The following is a 25,595-nucleotide window of genomic DNA, read 5'->3' as shown; positions in this document are numbered from 1 at the left end:
CCTTCAGGCAGCCAGAAAGTAAGAAGCCTCCCAGCTATTAGACTGGAAGGCTTCGCGGCGGTAGCTGCCTTTGCCCTTGCCGGCGGGTTCCTGACGACTGCGGAACAGGGGCTGGGCGATGATGGATTTGGCCTTGTTGGGGCCATGCTTGGATGGCTTTTTGCTCATGATGGGTACTCTCGTTTAGGGTGGGATGATGCGGTGTGAATCATCGGCCGAAGTTTGGATTCTGTCCAGCCCGGCGAGGTGTCAGTAAATGCGTCGTGCCCTGTAGGAGCCCCTCGCTCCTACAAAGAGTGGTGTTATTCGGCGGGTAACGTCAGGCGTTGTCCTGACATAAGCAGTGACAAACGACTCAGGCTCATCCACGGCGAGCCTGCTGCCTGCCCCTTGATCTGAGCATCAATGCGCTGCGCTTCCAGCAACAACTGCGCCCAGCGTTGCGCCGAGTGTCGTTGCAGGGCTTTGCTAATCAAGGGTTTGCGCTTGTCCCACACCGGCGGTCGGGCCTGGCTGAAGGCCTTGTCCAGCGGTATGCCCTGGCTGTATTGCAGGGCAATATTGGCCAGCAACCGCAACTCACGGGCCAGAGCCCAGAGAATCACCGGAGGCTCGACGCCTTCGCCCCGCAGGCCTTCGAGCATGCGCAGAGCGTGGGCGGCTTCGCCATTGAGGATTGCGTCCACCAGGCCGAACACGTCAAAGCGCGCACTGTCAGCCACCGCACCTTGCACGGTTTCGACGGTAATCTGCCCACCTTCGGCCATCAGCTTGAGCTTTTCGATTTCTTGCGCGGCAGCCAGCAGGTTGCCTTCGACCCGAGCAGCGATCAGCTCTACCGCGTCCTGGCTGGCGGACAGCCCGGATTGCGACAGGCGCTGGCGAATCCATTGCGGCAGCTGATTGCTGTCCACTGGCCAGATCTGGATGAATTGGGTCTGCTGACCCTCCACCAATGCCTTGCCCCACTTGGTCTTCTGCGCACTGCCATCGAGCTTGGGCAAGCTGATCAGCAACAGCGTGTCTTCGGCTGGACGCCCGCAGTATTCCATCAACGCCGCCGCGCCTTTGTCGCCGGGCTTGCCCGAAGGGAGGCGCAGTTCCAGCAGGCGTTTTTCGGCAAACAGCGACATGCTCGCACCGGCTTCCAGCAGCGTGCCCCAGTCAAAGCTGGCATCGGCGCTGAACACCTGGCGCTCGTCGAAGCCCTGCTGGCGTGCGGCGGCGCGAATGGCGTCCGCAGCCTCCTGACACAGCAGCGGATCATCACCGCTGACAATGTAGACGGGCGCAAGGCTGCCTTGCAGGTGTTTGGCGAGTTGGGCGGGGGCGAGTTTCATAGGCGGGGCAAACGGGGCGCGTGACGCGCCCCGTGTGGCTTACTCGGCAGGGATTTCGATTGGCGACTGCTTCGGTGTGCTGTTTTCGTACTCTTGCGCGGCTTTCAGCGCATCGGCGTCAGCCTTGGCCTTGGCGTCAGCGGTCTGCTGCAGGGCATCCAGTTGTGCCGGGCTCAGCAGTTGCAGGCGCAGAACCATGCGCTGGACCAGGTCGCGACGCATTTCCTTACGAACCTGGATGGTTTCTGAATCCGAACCCACCAGGTTGTTGCCGTCGTGGCTTACGACTTTCTGCACTTGCAGTTTGTCACCCATCAACGGCAGGTTGTCGTGGCCCTGGATCTCGAAGTTGAGCACGGTGCTCAGTTCGATGTCCGACGCACGGCCGGCGCTGGCGTAGCTGAGGTTGCGCTGGGTTTCCTGCTCGTTGACCAGGACCAGCTTGTAAGGCGCACCGGTATAGACTTTGACGCCGCTGTTTTCCAGCACCTGGCGCAGTTGCGTCACGGTATCGCCGTAGGCGTTGCGGGCGCTGAGGTCCAGTTCCTTGATCGCCAGTTCAGTGGTGCCGGTGCCGCGCAGCTGGAAGCCGCAAGCGCTCAGCAGCACGGCAAGGCCCATAACCAGCAGATTGCGTTTGATCATTTTGTTGCTCCCCTTGAAACCATGTGGGCCTTATCGAGGCCCTGGAGGTTTTGTTCGGCGCCAGGTGCATGCCCTGGCGCCCGATCCGATTAGCTAGCGACGATGTTGACCAGTTTGCCGGGCACGACGATCACTTTGCGGATAGTCAGGCCTTCGGTAAAGCGCAGCACGTTTTCATTGCTGCGAGCGGCGGCTTCAACGTCTTCACGGCTGGCGCTGGCAGGCATGTCGATCTGGCCGCGCAGTTTGCCGTTGACCTGAATTACCAGCTGCAGTGTGTCTTGCACCAGCGCGCTGTCATCCAGCACCGGCCAGCCGGCGTCGATGACTACGTCGCTGTGGCCCAATTGGCTCCACAACTCATGACTGATGTGCGGAGTGATCGGTGCCAGCAGCAGGGTGACCGTTTCCAGGCCTTCCTGTATCAGGGCGCGATCTTGTGCAGTGACCTGAGGTGCTTTTTCCAGCACGTTCATCAGCGTCATCACCTGGGCGATGGCGGTGTTGAATTTGTGGTGCTGGCCAACGTCCTGGCTTGCTTGCTTGATGACCAGGTGGGTACTGCGACGAATGGCTTTCTGTTCATCGTTGAGCTTGTTCAGGTCCAGCTTGCCCGGCAAGCCCTGGCTGACGTGGGCATGGGCCAGACGCCAGACGCGCTTGAGGAAGCGATGGGAGCCTTCGACGCCGGAGTCGGACCATTCAGCGCTCATGTCAGGCGGTGAGGCGAACATCATGAACAGGCGGCAGGTGTCTGCGCCGAACTGGTCGATCATCGACTGCGGGTCGACGCCATTGTTCTTCGACTTGGCCATCTTCTCGGTGCCGCCGATTTCCACCGGCAGGCCGTCGCAGATCAACTTGGCGCTGATAACCTTGGCCTTGCTGTCACGCACCAACTCGACGTCCGCCGGGTTGAACCACGTGTAGGCGCCATTGGCTTCGCGACGGTAGTAAGTCTCGGCAATCACCATGCCTTGGGTCAGCAGGTTCTTGAACGGCTCGTCGGAGCTGACCAGGCCTTCGTCACGCATCAGCTTGTGAAAGAAGCGCGCATACAGCAGGTGCAGAATCGCATGTTCGATGCCGCCGATGTATTGATCCACTGGCAACCAGTGGTCGGCCGCGGATTTTTCTACCAGGCCGCCTTCATAATGTGGCGAGGCGTAGCGGGCGTAGTACCACGAGGACTCGACAAAGGTGTCCATTGTGTCGGTTTCACGCTTGGCAGGCGCGCCGCATTTCGGGCAAGCACATTCGTAGAACTCGGGCATGCGCGCCAGCGGCGAACCGGCGCCATCCGGTACCACGTCTTCCGGCAATATTACCGGCAACTGGTCTTCCGGCACCGGCACGTCACCGCAGGTTTCGCAGTGGATGATCGGGATCGGGCAGCCCCAGTAGCGCTGGCGGCTGATGCCCCAGTCGCGCAGGCGGAACTGGGTGCGCGAGGCACCGAGGTTTTTCTTGATCAGCGCGACTTCCATGGCGTCAAAGGCGCCTTCGAAGTCCAGGCCGTTGAACTCACCGGAGTTGATCAGTTCGCCGTGTTCACCATAGGCGTCCTGCCACGGGGCCGGGTTGGTGTCGCCGGAGCTGGTGCGCACCACCGACTTGATCGGCAGGCTGTACTTGGTGGCGAATTCGAAATCACGCTCGTCGTGAGCTGGCACTGCCATTACGGCGCCATCGCCGTAGTGCATCAGCACGTAGTTGGCGACCCACACCGGCAGCTTCTCGCCGGTCAGCGGGTGCTCGACGAACAGCGAGGTCGGCAGGCCCTTTTTCTCTTGGGTGGCGACGTCGGCTTCGGCGACGCTGCCGCCTTTGCATTCAGCGATGAACGCCTGCAGCTCAGGGTTGTTTTGCGCGGCGAGGGTGGCCAGCGGGTGTTCGGCGGCCACGGCGACGTAGGTCGCGCCCATCAGGGTGTCTGGACGGGTGGTGAAGACTTTCAGTACGCCCGCTTCGCCAATGGAATCGACGTTGTAAGGGAACTGCACTTCCATGCCACGGGATTTGCCAATCCAGTTACGTTGCATGGTTTTGACTTGCTCGGGCCAACCCGGCAGGTCGTCGAGGCTCGACAAGAGTTCATCCGCGTAGGCGGTGATCTTGAAGTAGTACATCGGGATTTCGCGCTTTTCGATCAGCGCGCCGGAACGCCAGCCGCGACCGTCGATTACCTGTTCGTTGGCCAGTACGGTCTGGTCCACTGGGTCCCAGTTGACGGTGCCGTTCTTGCGGTAGATCACGCCTTTTTCGAACAGGCGAGTGAACAGCCATTGTTCCCAGCGGTAGTAATCGGGCTTGCAGGTGGTCACTTCGCGGGACCAGTCCACCGCGAGGCCCAGGCTGCGCAGCTGGGTCTTCATGTAGGCGATGTTTTCGTAGGTCCACTTGGCGGGGGCCACGTTATTTTTCATCGCGGCGTTTTCCGCCGGCATGCCGAAGGCGTCCCAACCCATGGGTTGCAGGACATTCTTGCCTTGCATGCGCTGGTAGCGGGAGATCACGTCGCCGATGGTGTAGTTACGCACGTGCCCCATGTGTAGCTTTCCGCTGGGGTAAGGGAACATCGATAGGCAATAGAAAGTCTCCTTGCCTGGCTGTTCACTGACTTCAAAGGACTTTTGCTCGTCCCAGAATGACTGGGCGGCATTTTCTATTTCACGGGGCTGGTAATGTTCGTGCATGGCTACTTTTGAACTGAATAGGGGTGGCCTAATCCTCTTCAATGCACTGCTCGGGTTGATCGACACCAAAAACGGCGCGTCCATGCCCAAACCCTGCTGGAAGTGGAGTTACAGGAAGCGCCGTAGCATACATGACCCCACTCTATCGAGGGAAACCCTGATTGCGCCCCGCTGGCCGTTGGTCGCGGCGCCAGATTGGTTTCGCCAGCGCAGCTACGCTGTTTAGTGGGGAGTGATTCTTATCTTCAATGAGGTGAGGGGATGGTTGATTCGCAGCGAATGTTAACGAAACCGGAAGTTTATGAAGGACTGATCGACCGTTTGGGTCGTGCACTAGATGTGGCAAGGACAGCAGCTCGGTTGCGTGATGAACGGCCCGAGGAGTTGGAACTGCGGGGCTTGAGCCCTGCGGAGTTTGAAGTGATCAAGGCCTATCTGGACTTGAGCGAGCGTACGGCCCCGCAATGGGTGGCTCCCCCGCCATCCAGGGAACCCGCGCGATCGGCCAAGGTGGTGTGGCTCAAGGACTTGTCGGCTGGCCGTGGCCCGGAAAAACTCCGGTCCGTGCGGTTCAAGTAACGTGCGTCGTCATGTGTCGTTTGATCAGCGTTACCTCGCAATTGTCACTGTTTTGCTCTTGTAAAGATTGTCGTTAAACCCTGTTACACCTTAGGCTTCGGGCATCTTTGGAGATGCTCGATGCCTATTCGTTATTTCATTAAACAGTTGCTGTTGCCGCCCGGCATTCTCTTGCTGTTGTTGGCGCTTGCCTGGTGGTTTCGACGCAGCCGCCCGCGACTGGCCGGGGCGTGTTTTGCCTTGGGGCTGGGCGGGATGTGGCTGATGAGTTTGCCGGTAGTCGTGGAGTGGAGCGCGAGAGCCCTGGAAACCGAGCCGCCGTTGGCCCTGGATAGCTGGGCAGCCCTGGCGCAGCGAGCCGATGCCATTGTGGTATTGGGTTCGGGGCGTGAACGGGATGATCCGGCCTGGGGCTCCGATCAGCCGACCGGTATTGGCCTTGAGCGGGAACGCTACGCCGCGAGATTGGCCAAGGCTTCGGGCTTGCCGGTGCTGACCAGCGGTGGCCTGCATTACGGCACGCCGCCCAGCGAAGCGGCGTTGATGGCCGAGTCGATGTTGAATGACTTTGGCGTGACCGTGCACTGGAAGGAAGAGCGCAGCCGCACCACGTGGGAAAATGCCCGGATGAGCGCCGAAGTGTTGTTGCCGTTGGGGATCAAACGGGTAGTGGTCGTGACCCAGGCCTGGCACATGCCCCGTTCGCGCTGGAGCTTTGAAAAAGCGGGCTTCACCGTGGTGCCCGCGCCAGTGGGCTTTCTCGGCGTGGACAATGCCAGGCCGCTGGGTGGCTGGATGCCGGAATTCAAGTCGGTGTGGCAGAGCGGGCAACTGATGAATGAGGCGGTGGGGCAAGTGGGCTATCGGTTGTTTTACCGGTAGGAGCGAGCTTGCTCGTGATGGTCGTTAACGATAACGCGGGAAACCTGACACCCAGCGGGGCCCTCAGGTTTCTCGTCGGAACGCTGTCCGGAGCAAGCTCGCTCCTACACGGTCTTTGACATCCGACCAGCCAACAACGCCCAGCCAAACAATCCCAGACACACAATTATCAGCGGCCACGACCGCCATTGCAGGTACGGCGTCAGGTTGTGCATCGGCACCACTTCGCCATAGAGAATGCCGCGCTCGAACTGCGGGATCTGCTCGGTGATCTGGCCAAACGGGTTGATCAGGCCAGTGACGCCGTTGTTGGTGGCGCGAATCATCCAGCGACCGGCTTCAAGGGCGCGCATCTGGGCCATTTGCAGGTGCTGCAACGGCCCGATAGAGGTGCCGAACCAGGTGTCATTGCTGATGGTCAGCAACAGATCGCTGCGGGCCGCGAGGCTGGCGGCGAACTCTGGGTAGACCACTTCGTAGCAAATGTACGGCGCAATCTGATAGCCCTTGGCTTGCAGCAGCGTCTGGTCAGCAGGGCCGCGGGCAAAGTCTGACATCGGCAAGTCGAAGAAGGCAATCAGGCCTCGCAGCAGGTCTTGCAGCGGCACGTATTCGCCAAAGGGCACCAGTTTTTGCTTCAAGTAAGTGCCATCACCTTCGCCGACCACGGTGATGCCATTGAAGTAGCGCTTTTCACCGTGCAGTTCCTGGCGAATAGGTACGCCAGTGATCAGCGCAGTATTCCGATCAGCGGCGAACTTGCCCATCATGCCCAGGTAGCCTTCGACGGATTCCTTGAGCACCGGGACTGCGGTTTCCGGCCAGACCAGTAGATCGACACGCTTGGAGGTGAAACTCATATCGCGGTAAAGCGCCAGCTGTGCGTTGAGCTGCTCGGGGTCCCACTTCATGCTTTGTTCGATATTGCCCTGAAGCGCCGCCACTGTCAGCGCCGGGCCTGCCGGGCTGGTCCAGGCATGGTGTTTGAGTGCCAGGCCAATCGCCCACGGAGCCACCAGCAGTACCAGGCCCGCGCCGATAAACGCATTACGTTTGGCGACCAGCAAGCGCGGCAGGTTGCAGATCAGCGCCGCAGTCAGCGCCAGGGCAAAGGAAATCAGCCAAATCCCACCCATCGGCGCGAGGCCGGAGAGGGGGCCGTCAAGCTGGCTGTAACCGGAATAGAGCCACGGGAAACCGGTGAGGAACCAGCCGCGAAAGGCTTCCTGGGCCACCCACAGCGCAGCAAAGGCCAGGGCATCGGCCAGCGGCGCTTCGTTGCGACGCAGCCAGCGCGCCCATAGCCAGGCGGGCAAGGCAAAGAACCAGGCAATTGCGGCGGTAAACGCCAGCATCAGCAGCCCGGCCAACAGCACCGAAGCGCCGCCGAAGTGATGAATGCTGTAGTAGATCCAGCTGGTGCCCGCGCCGAACAGGCCAAAACCGAAGCACCAGCCTCGGCCCATGGCCTGACGCGGCGTCAGTGTGCGCAGCCCTGCATAGAAGAACCCCACCGCCAGCAGCGCCAGCGGCCAGATATCGTACGGCGCCAGCGCCAGTGTGGTGATAGCACCGGCCACCACGGCCAGCAAATTACCGGGCCAGCCGGGGCGGGTTAGGCGCTGCATGTCATTCCTTAGCGGGCAATAGGTGTCAGGCGAATCAGATGAATCCTGCGGCTGTCAGCATTCAGGATGCGAAAGCGATAGGCGCCGATTTCAGTGGTCTCGTTACGCTTGGGCAGGTGCCCGAACGCACTCATCACCAGGCCACCGACGGTGTCGAATTCATCGTCGGAGAATTCGCTGTCGAAGAACTCGTTGAAGTTCTCGATGGGCGTCAGGGCCTTGACCAGGAAATCACCGCTGGGCAGAGGTTTGATGTAGCTGTCTTCTTCGACGTCGTGCTCGTCTTCGATGTCGCCGACGATCTGTTCCAGCACGTCTTCAATGGTCACAAGACCTGCGACGCCGCCGTATTCGTCAATGACGATGGCCATGTGATTGTGGTTGGCGCGAAACTCGCGCAGCAGCACATTCAGGCGCTTGGATTCGGGAACGAAAGTGGCAGGACGCAGCAGGTCCTTGATGTTGAAGCTGTCGCCGTTCTCCTTGAGGATCAGCGGCAGCAGGTCCTTGGCCAGCAGGACGCCCATGACGTCATCGTGGCTTTCGCCGATCACCGGGTAGCGCGAGTGCGCCGAATCGATGACGGCCGGGAGGAATTCCCGGGGGGTCTGGGTCGCCTTGATGCTGATCATCTGCGAGCGCGGGACCATGATGTCCCGTACTTGCAGGTCAGCGACCTGGATGGCGCCTTCGACGATGGCCAGCGCTTCGCTGTCCAGCAACTTGTTCTGATGGGCCTCGCGCAGCAGCTCCAGCAGCTCCTGGCGGTTTTTCGGCTCGTGGGCAAAGGCCTGGGTGAGTTTCCCCAGCCATGACTTTTGCCCGTTGCTCGATCGGTCTTCGCTCATAGCGATTACTCTAAATCCTTTGTTGTTTCAGTTAAGTGTTGTTTCAGTTTTCGTCGTCTGCATACGGGTCACGATGACCCAGTTCAGCAAGCAACGTTCGTTCCAGAGCTTCCATTTCCTCGGCCTCCTCATCATCTATATGGTCGTAACCCAAGAGATGCAAGCAGCCGTGGATGACTAGATGGGCCCAGTGGGCCTCAAGTTCCTTGCCTTGTTCCGCCGCTTCACGCTTTACCACTTCGACGCAGATCACCAGATCCCCCAGCAGCGGGATATCCAGGAACTCGTCCGGCACATCGGCGGGAAACGACAGCACGTTGGTCGCGTAGTCTTTTTGGCGCCAGGTGTGATTCAGTTCACGGCCTTCGGGCTCATCCACCAGGCGAATGGTCAGTTCCGAGTCGGCGGTGCGCTGGCGCAGGGCCAGTGCGCACCATTGACGAAACTGTTCTTCGCTGGGGGCGGTCGCTTCGGTAGCCAGTTGGAGATCAAGCTCAAGCATCGTGGCGAGTGTCCTTGGACAATGCGTCGTCGCGGTGTTCGAAGCGCTCGTAGGCTTCGACGATGCGCTGGACCAGTGGGTGGCGCACCACGTCTTTGGGCGAGAAGTGGGTGAAACTGATACCTGGCACGTCCTTGAGCACTTCGATCACCTGGCTCAGGCCCGACTTGGTGCCCTTGGGCAGGTCAACCTGGGTGATGTCACCGGTGATCACCGCCGTGGAGCCGAAGCCGATACGGGTCAGGAACATTTTCATCTGTTCGACGGTGGTGTTCTGGCTTTCGTCGAGAATGATGAAGCTGTTGGTCAAGGTGCGCCCGCGCATGTATGCCAGCGGAGCGATCTCGATCACTTGGCGCTCGATCAGCTTGGCCACGTATTCGAAACCGAGCATTTCGTAGAGGGCGTCGTAGAGCGGGCGCAGGTACGGGTCGATTTTCTGTGCCAGGTCGCCGGGCAGAAAGCCCAGTTTCTCGCCGGCTTCCACCGCCGGGCGCACCAGCAGGATGCGTCGCACTTGTTCGCGCTCCAGGGCATCTACCGCGCAGGCCACAGCCAGATAGGTCTTGCCGGTACCGGCGGGGCCTACGCCAAAGTTGATGTCGTTACCGAGGATCTCTTTGACGTAGCGCTGCTGATTCAAGCCGCGAGGGCGAATCATGCCTTTTTTGGTACGCAGCGCCACGCTGGCTTCGGCCACCGGGTTACTGGCCAGGTCTTGCACGGCCGACTCCTGCAGGTACAGGTGCACCGTTTCTGGCGACAGCTCGCTACCTTTGGTTTCCCGGTAGAGGCGACGGATCAGGTTTTCTGCAGACGTGGTGTGCTGGGGTTCACCAATGAGCTCGAACTGATTGCCGCGGTTGCGGATCTCGATGCTCATGCGCTGTTCGATCAGGCGCAGGTGTTCGTCGAACTGTCCGCACAGATTGGCGAAACGGCGAGCCTCAAAGGGCTCAAGGAGAAAACGATGTGGTTCTATGGGTGCGTTCAAGGTCGTTTTTAGCCGCCCTGGGGCAATTAAGATGAAATCAAGGATAACGCCAGCAAGCGGTGTGCGAAAGCACTTATATGTCCCGAAGCTGGCACCGTTCTAATGTGGGAGCGAGCAAGCCCGCTCCCACATTGGGTTATCGTCGTCTGGACTATTGCTGCACCAACGAGCCGCGTAGCGAGTGCGGTTGCGCCGCATCGATGTGCACATCGGCAAATTGCCCGATCAGCGTCGGGTTATCGCAGCGGAAGTTGACGATCCGGTTGTTCTCGGTCCGGCCTTGCAGTTCGCCCGGGTCTTTCTTCGAGTAGTCCGTGACCAGAATGCGCTGGGTCGAACCTACCATCTGTCGGCTGATTTCGAAACCTTGCTGGTTAAGCCGATGTTGCAGGGCGTTCAAGCGTTCCTTTTTCAACGCTTCCGGCGTTTCATCCGCCAGGTCGGCAGCCGGTGTGCCCGGGCGCTGGCTGTAGACGAAGGAGTAGGAGAAGTCGAAACCGACGTCTTCAATCAGCTTCATGGTCTGCTGGAAATCTTTCTCGGTCTCGCCGGGGAAGCCGACGATAAAGTCCGAACTGATGCAGATGCCCGGCACCGCCGCGCGCAACTTGCGCAGTTTGGATTTGTATTCCAGGGCGGTGTGGTTGCGCTTCATCGCCGAAAGGATGCGGTCCGAGCCCGATTGCACCGGCAAGTGCAGGTGCTTGACCAGTTCCGGCACTTCGGCGTGGGCCTGGATCAGGCTGTCGGAGAATTCCAGCGGGTGTGAGGTGGTGTAGCGAATACGCTCGATGCCGTCGACGGCGGCTACCACGCGGATCAACTCCGCCAGGTCTGCCATGCGCCCGTCGTGGGTCTGGCCGCGATAGCCGTTGACGTTCTGCCCCAGCAGGGTGACTTCGCGTACGCCGTTTTCGGCCAGGTGGATGATCTCTGCCAGCACGTCGTCGAACGGACGGCTGACTTCTTCGCCACGGGTATACGGCACCACGCAGAAGGTGCAGTACTTGCTGCAGCCTTCCATCACCGACACGTAGGCGCTCGGGCCGTCGATGCGCGGCTCGGGCAGGTGGTCGAATTTTTCGATTTCCGGGAACGAGACGTCAACCTGGGGCAGCTTGGTGAGGCGGGCGGCGTTGATCATTTCCGGCAGGCGGTGCAGGGTCTGTGGACCGAAGACCACGTCGACATAGGGCGCGCGGTCGCGGATCGCTGCGCCTTCCTGGCTGGCCACGCAACCGCCGACAGCGATAACCATGTCCGGGTTGGCCAGTTTCAATTCGCGCCAGCGGCCCAGTTGCGAGTAGACCCGGTCCTGGGCCCGTTCGCGGATCGAGCAGGTATTGAGCAGGATCACGTCGGCATCTTCAGCGCGGGCGGTGACTTCCAGGGCCTGATGTTCACCCAGCAGATCGACCATGCGCGAGCTGTCGTACTCGTTCATCTGGCAACCGTGGGTTTCGATGTAAAGCTTCTTGGCCATGGGGGATCGTCAACTGGTGGTAAAGAACCGCGCATTATAGGGGGCATACCGATAGGTTCCTAGCACTGTGCGTCGGGTGCCATGCTATAGTTCGCGCCCTCTTTTATATCCCCGATGTGTTACCCGCCCACCATGACCAAACGTGAAGCTCCAATCTACAAGGTGATTTTCCTTAACCAGGGCCAGGTGTTCGAAATGTACGCCAAGCAGATCTATCAAAGTGATCTGTGGGGCTTCCTGGAAGTGGAAGAGTTCGTCTTTGGCGAGCGCACACAGCTGGTCGTCGACCCGGGCGAGGAAAAGCTCAAGGCCCAGTTCGAAGGCGTGGTGCGCAGTTTTGTGCCGATGCATTCGATTGTGCGCATCGACGAAGTCGAGCGCCTGGGCACGCCGAAAATCAGCGAGGCCCGGGGCATGAGCAATGTCATGCCGTTTCCGATGCCGATGCCTGAAAAATAGGGTTCAGAACCTTTGTGGCGAGTGGACTTGACACAAGCCGCTTGGGCTCAAGGCAGTGGCGAGAACGGCGAGCGCCCATCCGCACTCTGCAATTCCTGCAGATAGTTACGGAAAATCTGCCCCAGTACCTGCGTCGCCACTTCAAGTTCACCACGCTGCATGTGTTCGGCCACTTCGTCGGCCGTGTCCAGCGCATCCTCAGCACCGTTGACCGCCGCCATTTTCAGCACGATATATGCCTGAACGTTATTGGCTGGCACGCCTTCGCCATGGAAAAACATGGTGCCCAACTGGAATTGCGCCTGGGCATGGCCCTGCAACGAGGCTTTCTCGAAGTAGCTCAAGGCTTTGTTGAGGTCGCGGGAGGGATTTTTGCTGTCGTAGAAAAACTCGCCCAACTCGTATTGCGCCTGCGCATCCCCACTCTCGGCCAATTGCTGGCACGCGCTCATGGCTTCGGCCTGGCTTTCTGGCTGGGTATTGAGGGTGCAACGACCTATCGCTGGGATTAACAACGAGTTGCCGCCTGCTTGTGCGTGCGCGAGCAGGGGCTGAAGGAGCAACAGGCAGCCCAGAACCAGGGTGCGGCCGGTGCGTTTCATGGGAATCGACTTACCTCTGACAGGGCGCGTGGACCCGCAGGGGATCCAATAAGCGCGCATTATGAAATAAGCAGGCCTCTGCTTACAAAGTCTTTACTCGTTTTTCTGCTACGTGGGCAAGTTATCTGCCGGTTTGCAGGTTATTTCTCGAAAAAAGAAGGAAAAATCTATAAGCACGGTAACAAATCTGACGCCGCCATGGGCGACGTCAGGTGTTTACCCGCTTATTTCAGGGCAGCGAAGGCGCGCTCGGCGGCATCGAGAGTCAGTTTCAGCTCGGCGTCGCCGTGGGCGATGGAGGTGAAACCGGCTTCGAAGGCGCTGGGTGCCAGGTACACACCGCCTTCCAGCATCAGGTGGAAGAAACGCTTGAACAGGTCGGCATCGCTGCCCATCACGTCGTCGAAGGTGACGATGTCGTCGGCCTCGCTGAAGTACAGGCCGAACATGCCGCCTACTTGGGTGGTGACGAACGGAATGCCGGCGGCATCGGCGCGCTGCTGCAGGCCGTCCAGCAGTCGCGTTGTGTAGTCGGTCAACTCGGCGTGGAAGCCTGGGCGGCTGATCAGGCGCAGGGTGGTCAGGCCGGCGGCCATGGCCAGCGGGTTACCCGACAGGGTGCCCGCCTGGTAGACCGGACCCAGCGGTGCGATGTGCTGCATGATTTCCCGCTTGCCGCCAAAGCAGCCCACCGGCATGCCGCCACCGATAATTTTGCCGAAGGTGCTCAGGTCCGGCTTCACGCCGTAGTGGGCCTGGGCGCCGCCGAGGGCGACGCGAAAGCCGGTCATCACTTCGTCGAAAATCAGCACTACGCCGTGTTTGTCGCACTGGGTACGCAGGCCTTCAAGGAAGCCAGGCGCTGGCGGTACGCAATTCATGTTGCCTGCTACTGGCTCGACGATGATGCACGCCACGTCCTGGCCCACGTCATTGAGCATCTGCTCAACGGCGGTGATGTCGTTGAACGGCAGGGTCAATGTGTGTTTGGCAAACGCTGCTGGCACCCCGGCGGAACTCGGTACTCCCTGGGTCAGCGCGCCGGAACCTGCTTTGACCAGCAGGCTGTCGGAGTGACCGTGGTAGCAGCCTTCGAACTTGATGATGCTGTCGCGGCCGGTAAAACCACGGGCCAGGCGAATAGCGCTCATGGTGGCTTCGGTACCGGAACTGACCATCCGCACCATCTCCATCGATGGCACGATAGAGCAGACCAGATCAGCCATCTCGGTTTCCATGGCGGTCGGTGCGCCATAGGACAAGCCGTGCTCCAACTGTTTCCGCACCGCGTCCAGTACGTCCGGATGGCTGTGGCCGAGGATCATCGGGCCCCAGGAACCCACGTAGTCGACATAACGCTTGTCATCTTCGTCGGTGACGTAGGCGCCTTCGGCGTGCTTGAAGAACAGCGGTGTGCCGCCAACGCTTTTGAAGGCACGCACGGGCGAGTTCACGCCACCGGGGATGTGTTTTTGGGCATTGGCAAACAGGGTTTCGGAACGGGACATGATTGGGCTCTCTGAAATCGATTATTTAGACGTGAGCAGTTCGTTGAAGGCGCGGGCGCGGCGCGTCACTTCCTGGGCGCTGTCGGCGCCAAACAGACCGTGGACAACCGCCAGCAGGTCGGCACCGTGGGCCACCAGCGGCTCGGCGTTCTCCAGGGTGATACCGCCGATCACGCAGATTGGCAGGTGCAGCCGGGAGCGGGCCTGGGCCAGCAGTTCAACGGTGGCGGCCGGGGCGCCGGGTTTGGTATTGGAATTGAAGAAACGGCCGAAGGCGACGTAGCTGGCGCCTTCCTTGGCAGCCTGCTCGGCCAGTTCGATCTGGCTGTGGCAGGTCGAGCCGATGATTGCCTTGGAACCTAGCAGCGCACGGGCTGGTGTCAGCGGGCCGTCGGTCTGGCCCAAATGCACGCCGACACCCAGGCGCGCAGCCAGCTCGGCGTCATCGTTGATGATCAACTGCGTCTTGTAACGTGAGCACAGGTCACGCAGTTTTTCCGCTTCACGCAGGCGGCGCGCGTCGTCGTTGCTTTTGTCGCGGTACTGCAGCAGGGTCACGCCACCGTCCAACGCCGCTTCGACGTAGGCCAGGAACTTGCCGGCCAACAGTTGGCTGTCGGTAATGGCGTAAAGGCCACGTAGTTTCATCGGGCAGGCCTCTTGGTGTTACGAGCAGAAATCCAGCGGCAGACGACGAGGCACAAATTGCCCCTGGCCGAGTTGTTCGGCGTCACGCAGGGTGCGCCATGTGTAATTGAGCGCTGATTCCACGGCGCTGACCAGCCCTTCGCCCTGGGCCAGGCGCCCGGCAAGGGCGCTGGCCAGGGTGCAGCCGGAACCGTGATAGCTGCCGGGTAAACGCTGGCAGGTAAAGGTGCGGTGGCTGCCGTCGCGGCTGTACAGGCGATTGTGTACTTCATGCTCGTCGCCATGGCCGCCGGTGATCAGCAGGTACTTGATAAACGGCAGCAGTTTCTCGGCGCATTCGTCGGCGCTGCCTTCGGGCAACTCAGCGAGGATGCGTGCTTCTGGCAGGTTGGGCGTGGCGATCAGCGACAGTGGCAAAAGCCGTTCGCGCATGGCGTAGCCGACTTCGTCCTTGCCCAGGCTGCCGCCGCCGCCCGCCCGCAGGACTGGGTCGCAGACCACCGGCAGGTGTGGATGCTCCTTGAGCAGTTCGACCACGGTGTCGACCATTGCGGTGGAGCCGAGCATACCCAGCTTGACCGCTGCGACTTCGGAGTCGCTGAGCACTGCGTTGGCCTGGGCCAGCACCCATTCGCGGTCCAGCACACGGAAATCGCTGACATTGACCGTGTTTTGCACGGTCAGCGCGGTGACGGCCGGGGCCGCATGACAACCCTGGGCAATCAGGGCTTCGATATCTGCCTGCAAGCCGGCGCCACCACTGGGATCATGGCCGGAGAGACAGAGGACAACAGGGCGAGAACTGTAGATATTCATGGTGCGCGAGCTTACCACCAAACGCTTTTTGCGTGGCTCTCGGGCGATGGCTGAATTTTAGGCTTGAAAGTGTCGGTAAGTGGCTGTTAGTTATCACCCGATACTTAGAAGAAACACCCTGAAAGTGCCGGTTTAGAGCCTTTCAAAATTTTATTTCAATGGTGTCTTTTGGCCTTTACCGGCTATGCTAGAGTGGATCCAAACAATAACTGTATCGCCGGTATACGTCTTCTCAAAAGGAATGGGGGGCTTTTGACTACCGGACAGGTCACGCTGGGGCTCTATGCGCTATTTGCTGATGTTACTGTTGAGCTGGCTGCCGATGCTGGCCGGCGCAGTCGAGTTCAATGAGCTCACCCGAAGCCTTCCTCTGGGCCAAGTCATGCAAGTGCTTGAAGACCCCAATGGCACCGTCGCCATTGCGGATGTCAGCTCGCAGGCTATGGCCAGTCGATTCAAACCCCATGACAAAGCCACCCTCAATGCCGGCTACTCGCGCTCGGTGTTCTGGCTCAAGGTCAACCTGCATTACTTGCCCAAGGATCCGGACGCACAGCGCACCTGGCTGTTGGAGCTGGCTTATCCGCCCCTCGATCATCTTGAACTGTACGTGCCCGACGGCGCTGGCGGCTATCGATTGGCAGGGCGTACCGGCGATGCCATGCCCTTCAGCAGTCGCGAAATTCGCCAGAACAACTACGTGTTCAACGTCGACTTCGCCCCCGGCGAGCAGAAAAACTTCTACCTGCGCCTGCAAAGCGAAGGCTCGATCCAGGCCCCGCTGACCCTCTGGTCAAGCACCGCGTACCTGGAAGAGCAGCCGCTGCGTCTCTATGTATTGGGCCTGATCTACGGCGTGCTCCTGGGGATGCTGGTCTACAACCTGTTTATCTATCTGAGCGTGCGCGACACCAGCTACCTCTACTACATCTTCTATATCGCCTCGTTCGGCATGTACCAGCTCTCGGTGAATGGTGCGGCAGTGGAGTATTTCTGGCCAAACAATCCGTGGTGGGCGAATGCCGCGACGCCATTTATGATCGGTGCGTCTGCGCTGTTTGGCAGCCTGTTTGCTCGCAGTTTCCTGCACACCGCCGTCTACAGCCGCTGGCTTAACCGCCTGTTGCTGGCGATGGTGGCCAGTGGCGCGGTGGTGATGTTGCTGTCGCTGATGACCAGTTACGCCCTGGCCCTGCGCCTGGCCACCGGGCTGGCGTTGATTTTTACCGTGACGATCTTTATCGCCGGGATCAAGGCCTGGTGCTGCGGCCAGCGGGTGGCACGCTACTTCATCATCGCCTGGTCGGCGTTCCTGATCGGCGGGGTGGTCAACACAATGATGGTGCTGGGCTACCTGCCCAATGTGTTCCTGACCATGTACGCCAGTCAGATCGGTTCGGCGATTGAAGTTGCCTTGCTATCCCTGGCCCTGGCAGACCGCATCAACTCGATGCGGGAGCAGCAGTCACAGACTCTATTTGATGCCAGCCAGAAGCTGGAGGTGCTCAACCAGCAACTGGCCCACAGCAATCGGTTGAAAGATGAATTCCTCGCCACGCTGACCCACGAGCTGCGCACACCAATGAACGGGGTGATCGGTTCCCTGGAATTGATGCAAACCGTGCCCCTGGAAGATGAGCTGGCGCAGTACCAGCAAACCGCGGCCGGCTCTGCCCGAGACATGATGCGTATGGTCAACGGCATCCTCACCCTCACCGAGTTGCAAGCTGGCCGCCTCAGTGCCCAGCGCCAGGTGTTCAGCCTGCGAGGGTTGATCGATACCTTGCGCCAGCAATTCCTGGCTAACGCCCAGAGCAAGGGCCTGGAGTTTTCCATCGATGTGGCGGACGAACTGCCCGATCGCCTGGACGGTGACGCCGACAAGCTGACGCAATGCCTGGAATGCCTGTTGGACAATGCCTTCAAGTTCACCGGCGAAGGTGCAGTGCGCATGCGGGTGGTCGGGCGGCTCAATGCTGAGGGCAAACTGCGCCTGACCTTTATCGTCACCGACACCGGCATCGGCTTCGCTTATCTGGACGAGGACACCCTGTATCAGCGCTTCTTCCAGCTCGACGGCTCGATGACCCGTGAATATGGTGGCCTGGGCATCGGCCTGGCGATCTGCCGGCAACTGATTGAACTGCTTGGCGGGCGCCTGACCCATCATTCCGAGCCTCGGCGCGGCAGCCGTTTCCAACTGGAGCTGGAGGTCATTGCGGTGCCGCCCGAACCATCCTCGCCGAACCGTGTGCCCGATCTGCATCGGGAGCCTCAGGACTGCGCGGTGTTGCTGGTGGACGACAACAGCGTGGCGCAATTGGTGGTGCGCGGCATGTTGCTCAAGCTGGGTTACCGGGTGAAGGTGGTCGACAGTGGGCCTGCGGCATTGGCAATGTTGCAAGGCGAGACCTTCGACGCGGTACTGCTGGATGTGTCGGTGGATGGTTTCTCTCTGTGCTGTCAGGTTCGTGCGTTGCCCGGATACAGCGAGCTGCCGGTGATTGCCTTGAGTGCGTCGCTGCAAAGCCTGGCGCGAGAGCATTGCCATGGCGTTGGCATCACCGAGCAGTTGGTCAAACCGGTGCGCTTCGAGGCGTTGCAGGCGGTATTGCAGCGTTACTTGTTGTGTCCTTTAGAGGGTGAAAGCGCCGGCAGTTAGGCGTTTATGCCACTTTTTTAAGCGCCAAGACGATGCTTAACTGAAATTCCGGCCTCAATCGATATGCACCCTTGTCGGAGCGAGCTTGCTCGCGAAGAACCTCAACGATAACGCGCGCATCCTGGATAAACGCGTTGCTCTCAGGTTTTTCGCGAGCAAGCTAGCTCCTACAAACAGCAACAATCGACGCGGCCTTTTTCCAGGAGGCCCGTCATGAACCTGCACCAGTTCGCCGAAACCCACGACGTCACCAACCAGCCGCCGTCCCTGGACGGTACCAACCTGTATCGTATCGACTTGCCCCTGCAAGACTGGTCGCAGCGCTTCGGCGCGGGCTGGGCCCAAGAACGGATCGATACTTACGGCGCGCTGGCGGGTGGGCCGCTGATGGAGGCCGGGTTTCTGGCCAACCAGAACAAGCCTGTCTTTAGCAGTCATGACCGCTATGGCAATCGTATGGACCTGGTGGAATTTCATCCGGCCTACCATGAGCTGATGCGCACGGCTGTTGAACATGGCCTGCCGTCGTTGCCCTGGGCCCATCCGCAGCCCGGCGCCCATGTCGCCCGCGCCGCCATGACTTACCTGCACAGCCAGGCCGAAGCCGGCACTGGCTGCCCACTGACCATGACCTTCGCCTGCGTCCCGGCCCTGCGCTTGCAGCCGGACTTGGCTGACGCGTGGCTGCCGAAAATCCTCAACACCCAATACGACCCGCGTAACGTCGGCATCGCCCACAAGGCTGGCGCCACGATCGGCATGGCCATGACCGAAAAACAAGGCGGCACCGACGTGCGCGCCAACACCACCCGCGCTTACCCGGTGGGTGCCGGTGGCCCGGGCCAGGCCTATGAGCTGGTGGGTCACAAGTGGTTTTGTTCGGCGCCGATGTGCGACGCCTTTTTGACCCTGGCCCAGACTGACAAAGGGTTGACCTGTTTCCTGCTGCCGCGCCATCGCCCGGATGACACGCGCAACCAGTTGTATATCCAGCGCCTGAAAAACAAACTCGGCAACTGCTCCAATGCCTCCAGCGAAGTGGAGTTTCGCGGGGCGCTGGCGTGGATGATCGGCGAGGAAGGGCGCGGCGTGCCGACCATTATCGAGATGGTCGCCATGACCCGCTTTGATTGCATGGTCGGCTCCAGCGCGTTGATGCGCCAGGCGCTGACCCAGGCCAGCCATCATTGTGCCCATCGGCTGGTGGGTGGCCGCGTCCTTAGTGAGCAACCGCTGATGCAAAACGTGCTGGCCGACCTGGCCCTGGAAAGCGAAGCGGCGCTGGCCCTGAGCATGCGCATGGGCCGGGCCCTGGACCATCTGGAGAATGAACAGGAAGCCAAGTTCGCCCGGCTGGTGACGGCGGTGGGCAAGTATTGGATCTGCAAGCGTGCACCGGCAATGATCAACGAAGCCGCCGAATGCATGGGCGGTGCCGGGTATGTCGAGGACAGCATCCTGCCACGACTGTACCGTGAGGCACCGGTCAACTCGACGTGGGAAGGTTCTGGCAATGTGCAGTGCCTGGACGTGCTGCGAGCCCTGTCGAAAGAACCAGGTGTGCTGGAGGCGTTGTTTGTCGAGTTGGGGGATGGCCATGGCGACAAGCGCTTGGCCCGGCATATTGAGCAACTCAAGTCAGCGTTTATGGATACCCAGGATATTCAGTACCGTGCTCGGCAACTGACTGAGGATATCGCCGTGGCGTTGCAGGCCAAGTTGCTGCTGGAGGCGGGCAATGCCAGTGTTAGTGACGGGTTTATTGCCAGTCGATTGGGGGAATCGTCGGGTCGGGTGTACGGCACCTTGCCACGCGGCGTGGATGTGGAAGGTATTGTCGCGCGATCTACGCCACAAGGTTGACTGCACTCCAATCCAAGGTTCCCGTCTGACAGCGATGCAGGCAAGATGAAGGTCTGCAAGTCAGAACACAGGATGCTTACCGTGACCGAAGCTTTTGTTGTCGTTCAAACCGCCGAAGAAGCCGTGGATCGGCTGGCGGCTCTTCATGAGCGTGCTACCGGTACGCTCAATGAAGCCCTCAAACAGTACCTCAAAGACCGCGTCGAACCCGACGCCGAACAACGCGCGATGTTTCGTTATCCGGAACTGCGCCTGACTTACCACTGCCACGGCGAAGTCCCACAGACTACTCGGGCGTATGCCAAGGTCCAGTTGCCTGGCACCTACAGCGTTACCGTCACCCATCCGGCGGCGTTCCGTAAGTATTTGCTGGAGCAACTGGTGCCGCTGATGCATGACTTCACCGTGACGGTGGAAGTCGGTGTCAGCCAGCAGAACATTCCGTATCCGTATGTGGTGGAGCAGGGCGATGAACTGGCCGGTTCCGGCGTAACCGCCGCCACCCTGGCGCGGGTATTCCCCAGCACTGACCTGTCGGCGGCCACCGATGGCATCGCTGATGGCCTTTACGACTGGGAAAATACCGATCCGCTGCCTCTGGCACTGTTCGACGCGGCCCGTGTCGACTTCTCCCTGCGTCGCCTGGTGCATTACACCGGCAGCGACTGGCGGCATGTGCAGCCGTGGATTCTGCTGACCAACTACCACCGTTATGTTGACCAGTTTATCGTCCATGGTCTGGAGAGGCTGCGCAGCGATCCACGGTTTATCCGCATGGTACTGCCGGGTAACGTGATCATCGAAAAAAGCATGGACCATGGCGAAGCGTCGGCCATTGCCGCTGGCGTGGTCTGGCACCGTTACCAGATGCCGGCCTACCACTTGATGGCCAGCGACGGCCACGGCGTGACCCTGGTCAACATCGGTGTCGGCCCGTCCAACGCCAAGAACATCACCGATCACTTGGCGGTGTTGCGCCCTCATTGTTGGCTGATGATCGGCCACTGCGGCGGCTTGCGCCAATCCCAGACCATCGGCGACTACGTGCTGGCGCACGCTTATATGCGTCGCGACGGGATTCTCGACCGGGTAGTGCCGCCGAATATTCCGATCCCGGCCCTGGCCGAAGTGCAGATGGCCTTGCAGCAAGCAGCGGCCAACGTGACCGGCGAGAAGGGCGAAGAACTGAAAAAACGCCTGCGCACCGGCACCGTGCTGACCTACGACGACCGTAACTGGGAGTTGCGCTGGGCTCAGGAACGGCCGCTGATCAACCTGTCTCGCGCCGTAGCGGTGGACATGGAGAGCGGCACTATTGCGGCGCAAGGCTATCGTCTGCGGGTGCCTTACGGCACCTTGCTGTGTGTCTCGGACAAACCGTTGCACAGTGAGATCAAGTTGCCGGGTTCGGCCAACGCGTTCTATGAGCGAGCGGTCAGCCAGCACTTGAAAATCGGCATCGAGGCGGTGGATCTGTTGCGCACCGAACTCAACTCGTTGCACTCGCGCAAATTGCGCAGCTTCGACGAGCCGCCGTTCCGCTAAACGGTTGGGATGGTTATTTAACGGTCAGGCCACTAGCATTGTCGGTCCTGACCGTTAGATGTCCCCTTGCCATGTCCCGTCCTGCCCGTCCCGTTTCCCGCCGCCCTGGCGTGAAAAGCCCGCAAACCTCGTCAGCCCCGCGCCGTGTTGCCAAGGCGCCACCGGCTGAGCCGAAGTTGATCCTGTTCAATAAACCGTTCGATGTGCTGACGCAGTTCAGCGACGCAGAAGGGCGGGCGACCCTCAAGGACTTCATCGACATCCCCGGCATCTACCCCGCCGGGCGTCTGGACCGTGATAGTGAAGGCCTGTTGTTACTCACCAATGACGGCCAGTTGCAGGCGCGAATTGCTGATCCCAGGCACAAACTGGCGAAAACCTATTGGGTGCAGGTGGAGGGCGAGCCGACAGAGGCACAACTGCAACGTCTGCGCGACGGTGTTGAGCTTAACGATGGCATGACCTTGCCCGCTGAGGCCCGGCAACTGGATGAGCCGCAACTGTGGCCACGCAACCCGCCCGTGCGCTTTCGCAAGAGCGTGCCGACTCATTGGCTGGAGCTGGTGATTCGTGAGGGGCGTAACCGTCAGGTGCGGCGCATGACGGCCGCGGTCGGTTTGCCGACCTTGCGCCTGGTCCGGGTGCGTATTGGTGGCTGGTCTATCGAAGGCCTTGATCAAGGCCAGTGGAAAGAAGTGCCTGCGCGCTTATAAAACGCCGGACTCGATCAGGCCGATCACCACGCTTTTGATGATGAACGCGGCAACACCCAGGCCCAGCACGAAGAACAGGATGAAAGAACCAAAGCGCCCGGCCTTGGATTTCTTCGCCAGGTCCCAGACGATAAAGCCCATGAAAATGATCAGGATCGTGACCAGGCCGGTCATCATCCATTCTTCAAACAGCACAGGATCGATGGAGTCCATCGAACATCTCCAGCAGGGGCAGGGCGGCGAGTATACGCCAGGGCAACACGCTCAATGTTGACCTGCGTCGGTCTGCCGCAGGCTAAAACGCGGTCAATGTGGGAGCCAGCTCCCACACTTGTTCGGTGGTGGCCTTAGGTGCGCAGGTGGGTCAGCGGCAACTCGGTGCTGTTCAATACCTGATTCAGCACAAAGCTCGAGCGCACGCTGGTGACGCCTTCAATTCGGGTCAAATGCCCCAGCAGCAGCTTCTGATAATGATCCATGTCCGGCACCACCACCTTCAACTGATAGTCGGCATCCATTCCGGTCACCAGGCTGCATTCCAGCACTTGCGGCAAGGTGCGGATGGCCGCTTCGAAGTTCTCGAAACGTTCGGGGGTGTGTCGGTCCATGCCGATCAGTACGTAGGCCGTCAGGCTCAGCCCGAGCATCTTGCGGTCCAGTAAGGCGACCTGGCGGGCGATGTAGCCATCGTCTTCCAACTGCTTGACCCGCCGTGAGCAGGGCGAAGGTGACAGTCCGATACGCTCGGCCAACTCCTGGTTGGAGATCCTCGCGTCGCGCTGCAATTCCGCCAAAATACTCAGGTCGTATCGGTCAAGTTTGCTCATGGGGCTGGCCTTTGTCATAACTATTGCGGTGAATTATCTATCCAGGGTTAAAAATTGCGCAAGCGATGTTTATTGACGCAATCTTCGCAATCATCTGTCGGAGTCTCAGGCCTATGATTACCAACAGAATCACTGCCCGGACATAGAGTCCACTGCAGCCCGCCGAATCAGGCCAGCTGCGGCCGCCAACCCCACAGGGTTGTCCCGGCCCCCGGGCTGCACACTGTCCACAAGACGGCGTGAGATGAGCCAACGTCAAAAGCGTTGAGCCAGGACGAAGTTCTCAAGGGGCGACCGACGGGTCGCCCCTTTTTATTGCCTGCGAAAATTGTTCTCGTGACTGATAACCTGTTGCAGAACCGGGCGGTGCTTTTCCAGTCTCATCTACAGGCCCTAATCCGCAGTGAGGAATAGCATGAAGCGCGTCTGGCGTTTGGCAGGTGTTGGTTTGCTGATGGTCACCGTTGGCGCGCAGGTCATGGCCGACGAGCGAGATAATTCACCGCGCCAGGGGCAAGGCCCGCAGGGCGGTGGCGGGGGGCAACATGAGCGAGGCCAGGAAGGCGGGCGGCCGGGCAACAATCAGCCACGTCCTGAGAACAACACACCTCGCCCGGAAAATAATCAGCCGCGCCCCCAGAACCAGCATTTTGACCGTGGAGGTCAGAATGGTCAGGGGCAAGGCCGTCCTCAAGGCAACGAGCAGCCTCGGCCAGCACCTCAGCCGGGCAACAACTTGCCTATCCAGGGGCGTCCCGACTCGGTGCGCCAAACCCAGCAACCCCGGCCCGGCAACGACCGTGACATTCCCCGGCGCAACGACGGTAACCCGCATTGGGAAGCTGGCGGCCCCGGCTCACGGCCAGGCTACAACGGCCACTCCAATGACAACCGCTGGCCGGGCCGTCCTGATGGGCATGGCAACGGCTGGGGCCCTGGGCCGCAACATCGCCCCGGCTATATGGTGGATCGGTTCCCCGACCGCAACTACCGCGTACCCTATCGTGGCCAGGATTACTTTTTCTCCGGTGGCTACTGGTACCGTCCGCAAGGCCCGCGCTACGTAATAGTGACGCCGCCGTACGGGATACGGGTGCATTACCTGCCGGACTATGCGCGGGAAGTGTGGGTCGGCAGTGCGCTGTTTTTCCTTGCCGCCGGGGCCTATTACACCTACGAAACCAGCAGCCAGCAGTACGTCGTGGTGCAACCGCCAGTGGCGAGCCTGCCACCGCAGCCGGCGCCACAGGGCAACGGTTATGATGTGGTTGCGTATCCGGCCAACGGCCAAACGCCGGAACAGGTGCAACAGGATGGCTACGATTGTTATCGCTGGGCTGTGCAACAGAGCGGATTCGACCCTCGTACCGTCACCTATGCTCCGGCGCCTGCGGTGGTGCAAACCTATCGTCAGGCCCAGGGCAACTGCCTGAGCAGTCGCGGCTATCAGGTGACCTACTAGGCCTTGGTACTCGTCACCACTTCTTGCGGATCGGCGTGCACCAGCACTTCGGCCCGTGGGTAGGCTTGATGGATGGCATCGGCGGCCTGGTCGCTGATGCCGTGGGCCACTGTCAGAGTCAACTCCCCCGGCAATTCCAGATGCAGCTGCACAAACCAGTGGCTGCCGGAAATCCGCGTGCGCAAGTCATGGGCGCCGAGTACGCCTGGCACACTGCAGGCCAGTTCCAGCATGTGCTGGCTGACGTTCGCAGGCAGTTCCTCATCCATCAGCACCGCGAAGCTTTCCCGGGCGATCTGGATCGCGCTCCACAAAATATAGGCGGCGATGCCCAGGCCAAACCAGGCGTCCACTTGATGAAAGCCAAACCCAGCCAGTACCAGCGCCACGAGGATGCTGCCGTTGAGCAGCAAGTCGGAGCGGTAGTGCAGCGAATCGGCGCGCACCGCATTCGAACCGGTTTCGCGAATCACCCGGTGTTGCAGAATCAGCAAGGCTACCGTCAGCGCCAGGGAAAGAAGAATCACCGCAATGCTCAGCCACGGCGCGCCCACCGGCTCCGGATGCTGCAAGCGTGCGACGGCCTGAAAGGCGATCAGCACCGCACTGCTCGCAATAAACAGCGCCTGGGCCATGCCGGAAAGAGATTCGGCCTTGCCATGGCCATAACGGTGATCGTCATCGGCTGGGCGCAAGGCGTAATGCACCGCGAGCAAGTTGAGCAGCGAGGTCACGCCATCGAGCAGTGAGTCTGTCAGCCCGGCGAGCATACTCACCGAACCGCTCAGCCACCAGGCGATGGCTTTGGTGATAATCAGCACACAGGCCACACCTACCGAAGCGCGGGTGGCCAGGCGCAACAGCCGGGCGTGTTCGGGACTGCTGGTCATAAG

General features: G+C 60.3%; 24 protein-coding genes. 8 read left to right on the top strand and 16 right to left on the bottom strand.

The window, feature by feature from the left end:
• Positions 1-3: 3 nt before the first annotated feature.
• The 4 genes from arfA to leuS form a co-directional block, all read right to left on the bottom strand.
• A complete protein-coding gene (gene arfA, locus ACZRJ6_RS05160) occupies positions 4-168 on the bottom strand; it encodes an alternative ribosome rescue factor ArfA (RefSeq protein ID WP_056744572.1) in 165 nt (54 codons plus the stop codon).
• 134 nt (positions 169-302) lie between these two features.
• Positions 303-1,340, bottom strand: a complete 1,038-nt coding sequence (gene holA / locus ACZRJ6_RS05155) for a DNA polymerase III subunit delta (RefSeq protein WP_463967322.1) — start codon at positions 1,338-1,340, stop codon at positions 303-305.
• A gap of 39 nt (positions 1,341-1,379) precedes the next feature.
• Positions 1,380-1,985 carry an LPS-assembly lipoprotein LptE gene (locus tag ACZRJ6_RS05150; protein WP_133100057.1) on the bottom strand — a complete coding sequence of 202 codons (606 nt, stop codon included), beginning with the start codon at positions 1,983-1,985 and terminating at the stop codon, positions 1,380-1,382.
• An 89-nt stretch (positions 1,986-2,074) separates the two neighbouring features.
• On the bottom strand, positions 2,075-4,681 hold the full coding sequence (leuS, locus tag ACZRJ6_RS05145; protein ID WP_463967321.1) for a leucine--tRNA ligase: 2,607 nt from the start codon (positions 4,679-4,681) through the stop codon (positions 2,075-2,077).
• Positions 4,682-4,942: 261 nt separating this feature from the next.
• Between leuS and ACZRJ6_RS05140 the strand changes: the two genes are divergently transcribed.
• Both ACZRJ6_RS05140 and ACZRJ6_RS05135 read left to right on the top strand, forming a co-directional pair.
• Positions 4,943-5,260 (top strand): hypothetical protein, encoded by a 318-nt coding sequence (locus tag ACZRJ6_RS05140; protein ID WP_463967320.1) that lies wholly within the window; start codon positions 4,943-4,945, stop codon positions 5,258-5,260.
• A 120-nt stretch (positions 5,261-5,380) separates the two neighbouring features.
• A complete protein-coding gene (locus tag ACZRJ6_RS05135; protein ID WP_463967319.1) occupies positions 5,381-6,142 on the top strand; it encodes a YdcF family protein in 762 nt (253 codons plus the stop codon).
• Between the two features lie 104 nt (positions 6,143-6,246).
• On the opposite strand, the gene lnt is transcribed toward ACZRJ6_RS05135, so the two are convergent.
• From lnt to miaB, 5 genes are all read right to left on the bottom strand, one after another.
• Positions 6,247-7,770 carry an apolipoprotein N-acyltransferase gene (lnt, locus tag ACZRJ6_RS05130; RefSeq protein WP_463967318.1) on the bottom strand — a complete coding sequence of 508 codons (1,524 nt, stop codon included), beginning with the start codon at positions 7,768-7,770 and terminating at the stop codon, positions 6,247-6,249.
• Positions 7,771-7,778: 8 nt separating this feature from the next.
• Positions 7,779-8,618, bottom strand: coding sequence for an HlyC/CorC family transporter (locus ACZRJ6_RS05125; RefSeq protein WP_005791724.1), 840 nt, complete (start codon positions 8,616-8,618; stop codon positions 7,779-7,781).
• Positions 8,619-8,661: 43 nt separating this feature from the next.
• A complete protein-coding gene (gene ybeY, locus ACZRJ6_RS05120; protein WP_463967317.1) occupies positions 8,662-9,120 on the bottom strand; it encodes an rRNA maturation RNase YbeY in 459 nt (152 codons plus the stop codon).
• On the bottom strand, positions 9,113-10,114 hold the full coding sequence (locus tag ACZRJ6_RS05115) for a PhoH family protein (RefSeq protein WP_463967316.1): 1,002 nt from the start codon (positions 10,112-10,114) through the stop codon (positions 9,113-9,115). The genes ybeY and ACZRJ6_RS05115 overlap by 8 nt, the downstream gene beginning before the upstream one ends.
• Before the next feature lie 151 nt (positions 10,115-10,265).
• Entirely contained in the window at positions 10,266-11,597 is a 1,332-nt protein-coding gene (gene miaB / locus ACZRJ6_RS05110) for a tRNA (N6-isopentenyl adenosine(37)-C2)-methylthiotransferase MiaB (RefSeq protein WP_463967315.1), read from the bottom strand.
• Positions 11,598-11,729: 132 nt separating this feature from the next.
• Here miaB and ACZRJ6_RS05105 point away from each other — a divergent pair, with 132 nt between their 5' ends.
• Complete coding sequence (locus tag ACZRJ6_RS05105) at positions 11,730-12,056, top strand: DUF1820 family protein (protein ID WP_003215457.1); 327 nt, start codon at positions 11,730-11,732, stop codon at positions 12,054-12,056.
• Positions 12,057-12,103: 47 nt separating this feature from the next.
• On the opposite strand, the gene ACZRJ6_RS05100 is transcribed toward ACZRJ6_RS05105, so the two are convergent.
• The 4 genes from ACZRJ6_RS05100 to ACZRJ6_RS05085 form a co-directional block, all read right to left on the bottom strand.
• The gene (locus ACZRJ6_RS05100; protein ID WP_149414736.1) at positions 12,104-12,658 is read right to left on the bottom strand and encodes a tetratricopeptide repeat protein; all 555 of its coding nucleotides are present in this window, start codon (positions 12,656-12,658) and stop codon (positions 12,104-12,106) included.
• 224 nt (positions 12,659-12,882) lie between these two features.
• Positions 12,883-14,166: a glutamate-1-semialdehyde 2,1-aminomutase gene (gene hemL / locus ACZRJ6_RS05095; protein WP_149414735.1), complete on the bottom strand. Its 1,284-nt coding sequence runs from the start codon at positions 14,164-14,166 to the stop codon at positions 12,883-12,885.
• A 21-nt stretch (positions 14,167-14,187) separates the two neighbouring features.
• The gene (gene thiE, locus ACZRJ6_RS05090; RefSeq protein WP_463967314.1) at positions 14,188-14,814 is read right to left on the bottom strand and encodes a thiamine phosphate synthase; all 627 of its coding nucleotides are present in this window, start codon (positions 14,812-14,814) and stop codon (positions 14,188-14,190) included.
• Positions 14,815-14,832: 18 nt separating this feature from the next.
• Positions 14,833-15,630: a hydroxymethylpyrimidine/phosphomethylpyrimidine kinase gene (locus ACZRJ6_RS05085; protein WP_463967313.1), complete on the bottom strand. Its 798-nt coding sequence runs from the start codon at positions 15,628-15,630 to the stop codon at positions 14,833-14,835.
• A 283-nt stretch (positions 15,631-15,913) separates the two neighbouring features.
• On the opposite strand from ACZRJ6_RS05085, the gene ACZRJ6_RS05080 reads away from it, so the two are divergent.
• The 4 genes from ACZRJ6_RS05080 (at position 15,914) to ACZRJ6_RS05065 (ending at position 22,413) form a co-directional block, all read left to right on the top strand.
• Complete coding sequence (locus tag ACZRJ6_RS05080) at positions 15,914-18,292, top strand: hybrid sensor histidine kinase/response regulator (RefSeq protein WP_463967312.1); 2,379 nt, start codon at positions 15,914-15,916, stop codon at positions 18,290-18,292.
• 213 nt (positions 18,293-18,505) lie between these two features.
• On the top strand, positions 18,506-20,155 hold the full coding sequence (locus ACZRJ6_RS05075; protein ID WP_463967311.1) for an acyl-CoA dehydrogenase family protein: 1,650 nt from the start codon (positions 18,506-18,508) through the stop codon (positions 20,153-20,155).
• A gap of 45 nt (positions 20,156-20,200) precedes the next feature.
• On the top strand, positions 20,201-21,700 hold the full coding sequence (gene amn, locus ACZRJ6_RS05070; protein WP_463967310.1) for an AMP nucleosidase: 1,500 nt from the start codon (positions 20,201-20,203) through the stop codon (positions 21,698-21,700).
• Between the two features lie 71 nt (positions 21,701-21,771).
• Positions 21,772-22,413: a pseudouridine synthase gene (locus ACZRJ6_RS05065; RefSeq protein ID WP_463967309.1), complete on the top strand. Its 642-nt coding sequence runs from the start codon at positions 21,772-21,774 to the stop codon at positions 22,411-22,413.
• Here ACZRJ6_RS05065 and ACZRJ6_RS05060 read toward each other — a convergent pair.
• Positions 22,408-22,617 (bottom strand): DUF2788 domain-containing protein, encoded by a 210-nt coding sequence (locus ACZRJ6_RS05060; protein WP_133100109.1) that lies wholly within the window; start codon positions 22,615-22,617, stop codon positions 22,408-22,410. The genes ACZRJ6_RS05065 and ACZRJ6_RS05060 overlap by 6 nt on opposite strands.
• Positions 22,618-22,760: 143 nt before the next feature.
• Positions 22,761-23,240 carry an Lrp/AsnC family transcriptional regulator gene (locus ACZRJ6_RS05055; RefSeq protein ID WP_003194418.1) on the bottom strand — a complete coding sequence of 160 codons (480 nt, stop codon included), beginning with the start codon at positions 23,238-23,240 and terminating at the stop codon, positions 22,761-22,763.
• A 415-nt stretch (positions 23,241-23,655) separates the two neighbouring features.
• Between ACZRJ6_RS05055 and ACZRJ6_RS05050 the strand changes: the two genes are divergently transcribed.
• On the top strand, positions 23,656-24,702 hold the full coding sequence (locus ACZRJ6_RS05050; protein WP_463967308.1) for a DUF6515 family protein: 1,047 nt from the start codon (positions 23,656-23,658) through the stop codon (positions 24,700-24,702).
• Here ACZRJ6_RS05050 and ACZRJ6_RS05045 read toward each other — a convergent pair.
• Positions 24,699-25,592 (bottom strand): cation diffusion facilitator family transporter, encoded by an 894-nt coding sequence (locus tag ACZRJ6_RS05045; protein ID WP_463967307.1) that lies wholly within the window; start codon positions 25,590-25,592, stop codon positions 24,699-24,701. The two genes, ACZRJ6_RS05050 and ACZRJ6_RS05045, sit on opposite strands and share 4 nt — an antisense overlap.
• Positions 25,593-25,595 lie beyond the last annotated feature (3 nt).

Source organism: Pseudomonas sp. C321 (assembly GCF_055407105.1).
This window is presented reverse-complemented; position numbering and strand designations above follow the sequence as displayed.

Coding starts and splice junctions, on each gene's coding strand:
- arfA (WP_056744572.1), bottom strand. CDS start 168: ATGAGCAAAAAGCCATCCAAGCATGGCCCCAACAAGGCCAAATCCATC.
- holA (WP_463967322.1), bottom strand. CDS start 1,340: ATGAAACTCGCCCCCGCCCAACTCGCCAAACACCTGCAAGGCAGCCTT.
- ACZRJ6_RS05150 (WP_133100057.1), bottom strand. CDS start 1,985: ATGATCAAACGCAATCTGCTGGTTATGGGCCTTGCCGTGCTGCTGAGC.
- leuS (WP_463967321.1), bottom strand. CDS start 4,681: ATGCACGAACATTACCAGCCCCGTGAAATAGAAAATGCCGCCCAGTCA.
- ACZRJ6_RS05140 (WP_463967320.1), top strand. CDS start 4,943: ATGGTTGATTCGCAGCGAATGTTAACGAAACCGGAAGTTTATGAAGGA.
- ACZRJ6_RS05135 (WP_463967319.1), top strand. CDS start 5,381: ATGCCTATTCGTTATTTCATTAAACAGTTGCTGTTGCCGCCCGGCATT.
- lnt (WP_463967318.1), bottom strand. CDS start 7,770: ATGCAGCGCCTAACCCGCCCCGGCTGGCCCGGTAATTTGCTGGCCGTG.
- ACZRJ6_RS05125 (WP_005791724.1), bottom strand. CDS start 8,618: ATGAGCGAAGACCGATCGAGCAACGGGCAAAAGTCATGGCTGGGGAAA.
- ybeY (WP_463967317.1), bottom strand. CDS start 9,120: ATGCTTGAGCTTGATCTCCAACTGGCTACCGAAGCGACCGCCCCCAGC.
- miaB (WP_463967315.1), bottom strand. CDS start 11,597: ATGGCCAAGAAGCTTTACATCGAAACCCACGGTTGCCAGATGAACGAG.
- ACZRJ6_RS05105 (WP_003215457.1), top strand. CDS start 11,730: ATGACCAAACGTGAAGCTCCAATCTACAAGGTGATTTTCCTTAACCAG.
- ACZRJ6_RS05100 (WP_149414736.1), bottom strand. CDS start 12,658: ATGAAACGCACCGGCCGCACCCTGGTTCTGGGCTGCCTGTTGCTCCTT.
- hemL (WP_149414735.1), bottom strand. CDS start 14,166: ATGTCCCGTTCCGAAACCCTGTTTGCCAATGCCCAAAAACACATCCCC.
- thiE (WP_463967314.1), bottom strand. CDS start 14,814: ATGAAACTACGTGGCCTTTACGCCATTACCGACAGCCAACTGTTGGCC.
- ACZRJ6_RS05085 (WP_463967313.1), bottom strand. CDS start 15,630: ATGAATATCTACAGTTCTCGCCCTGTTGTCCTCTGTCTCTCCGGCCAT.
- ACZRJ6_RS05080 (WP_463967312.1), top strand. CDS start 15,914: ATGCGCTATTTGCTGATGTTACTGTTGAGCTGGCTGCCGATGCTGGCC.
- ACZRJ6_RS05075 (WP_463967311.1), top strand. CDS start 18,506: ATGAACCTGCACCAGTTCGCCGAAACCCACGACGTCACCAACCAGCCG.
- amn (WP_463967310.1), top strand. CDS start 20,201: ATGAAGGTCTGCAAGTCAGAACACAGGATGCTTACCGTGACCGAAGCT.
- ACZRJ6_RS05065 (WP_463967309.1), top strand. CDS start 21,772: ATGTCCCGTCCTGCCCGTCCCGTTTCCCGCCGCCCTGGCGTGAAAAGC.
- ACZRJ6_RS05055 (WP_003194418.1), bottom strand. CDS start 23,240: ATGAGCAAACTTGACCGATACGACCTGAGTATTTTGGCGGAATTGCAG.
- ACZRJ6_RS05050 (WP_463967308.1), top strand. CDS start 23,656: ATGAAGCGCGTCTGGCGTTTGGCAGGTGTTGGTTTGCTGATGGTCACC.
- ACZRJ6_RS05045 (WP_463967307.1), bottom strand. CDS start 25,592: ATGACCAGCAGTCCCGAACACGCCCGGCTGTTGCGCCTGGCCACCCGC.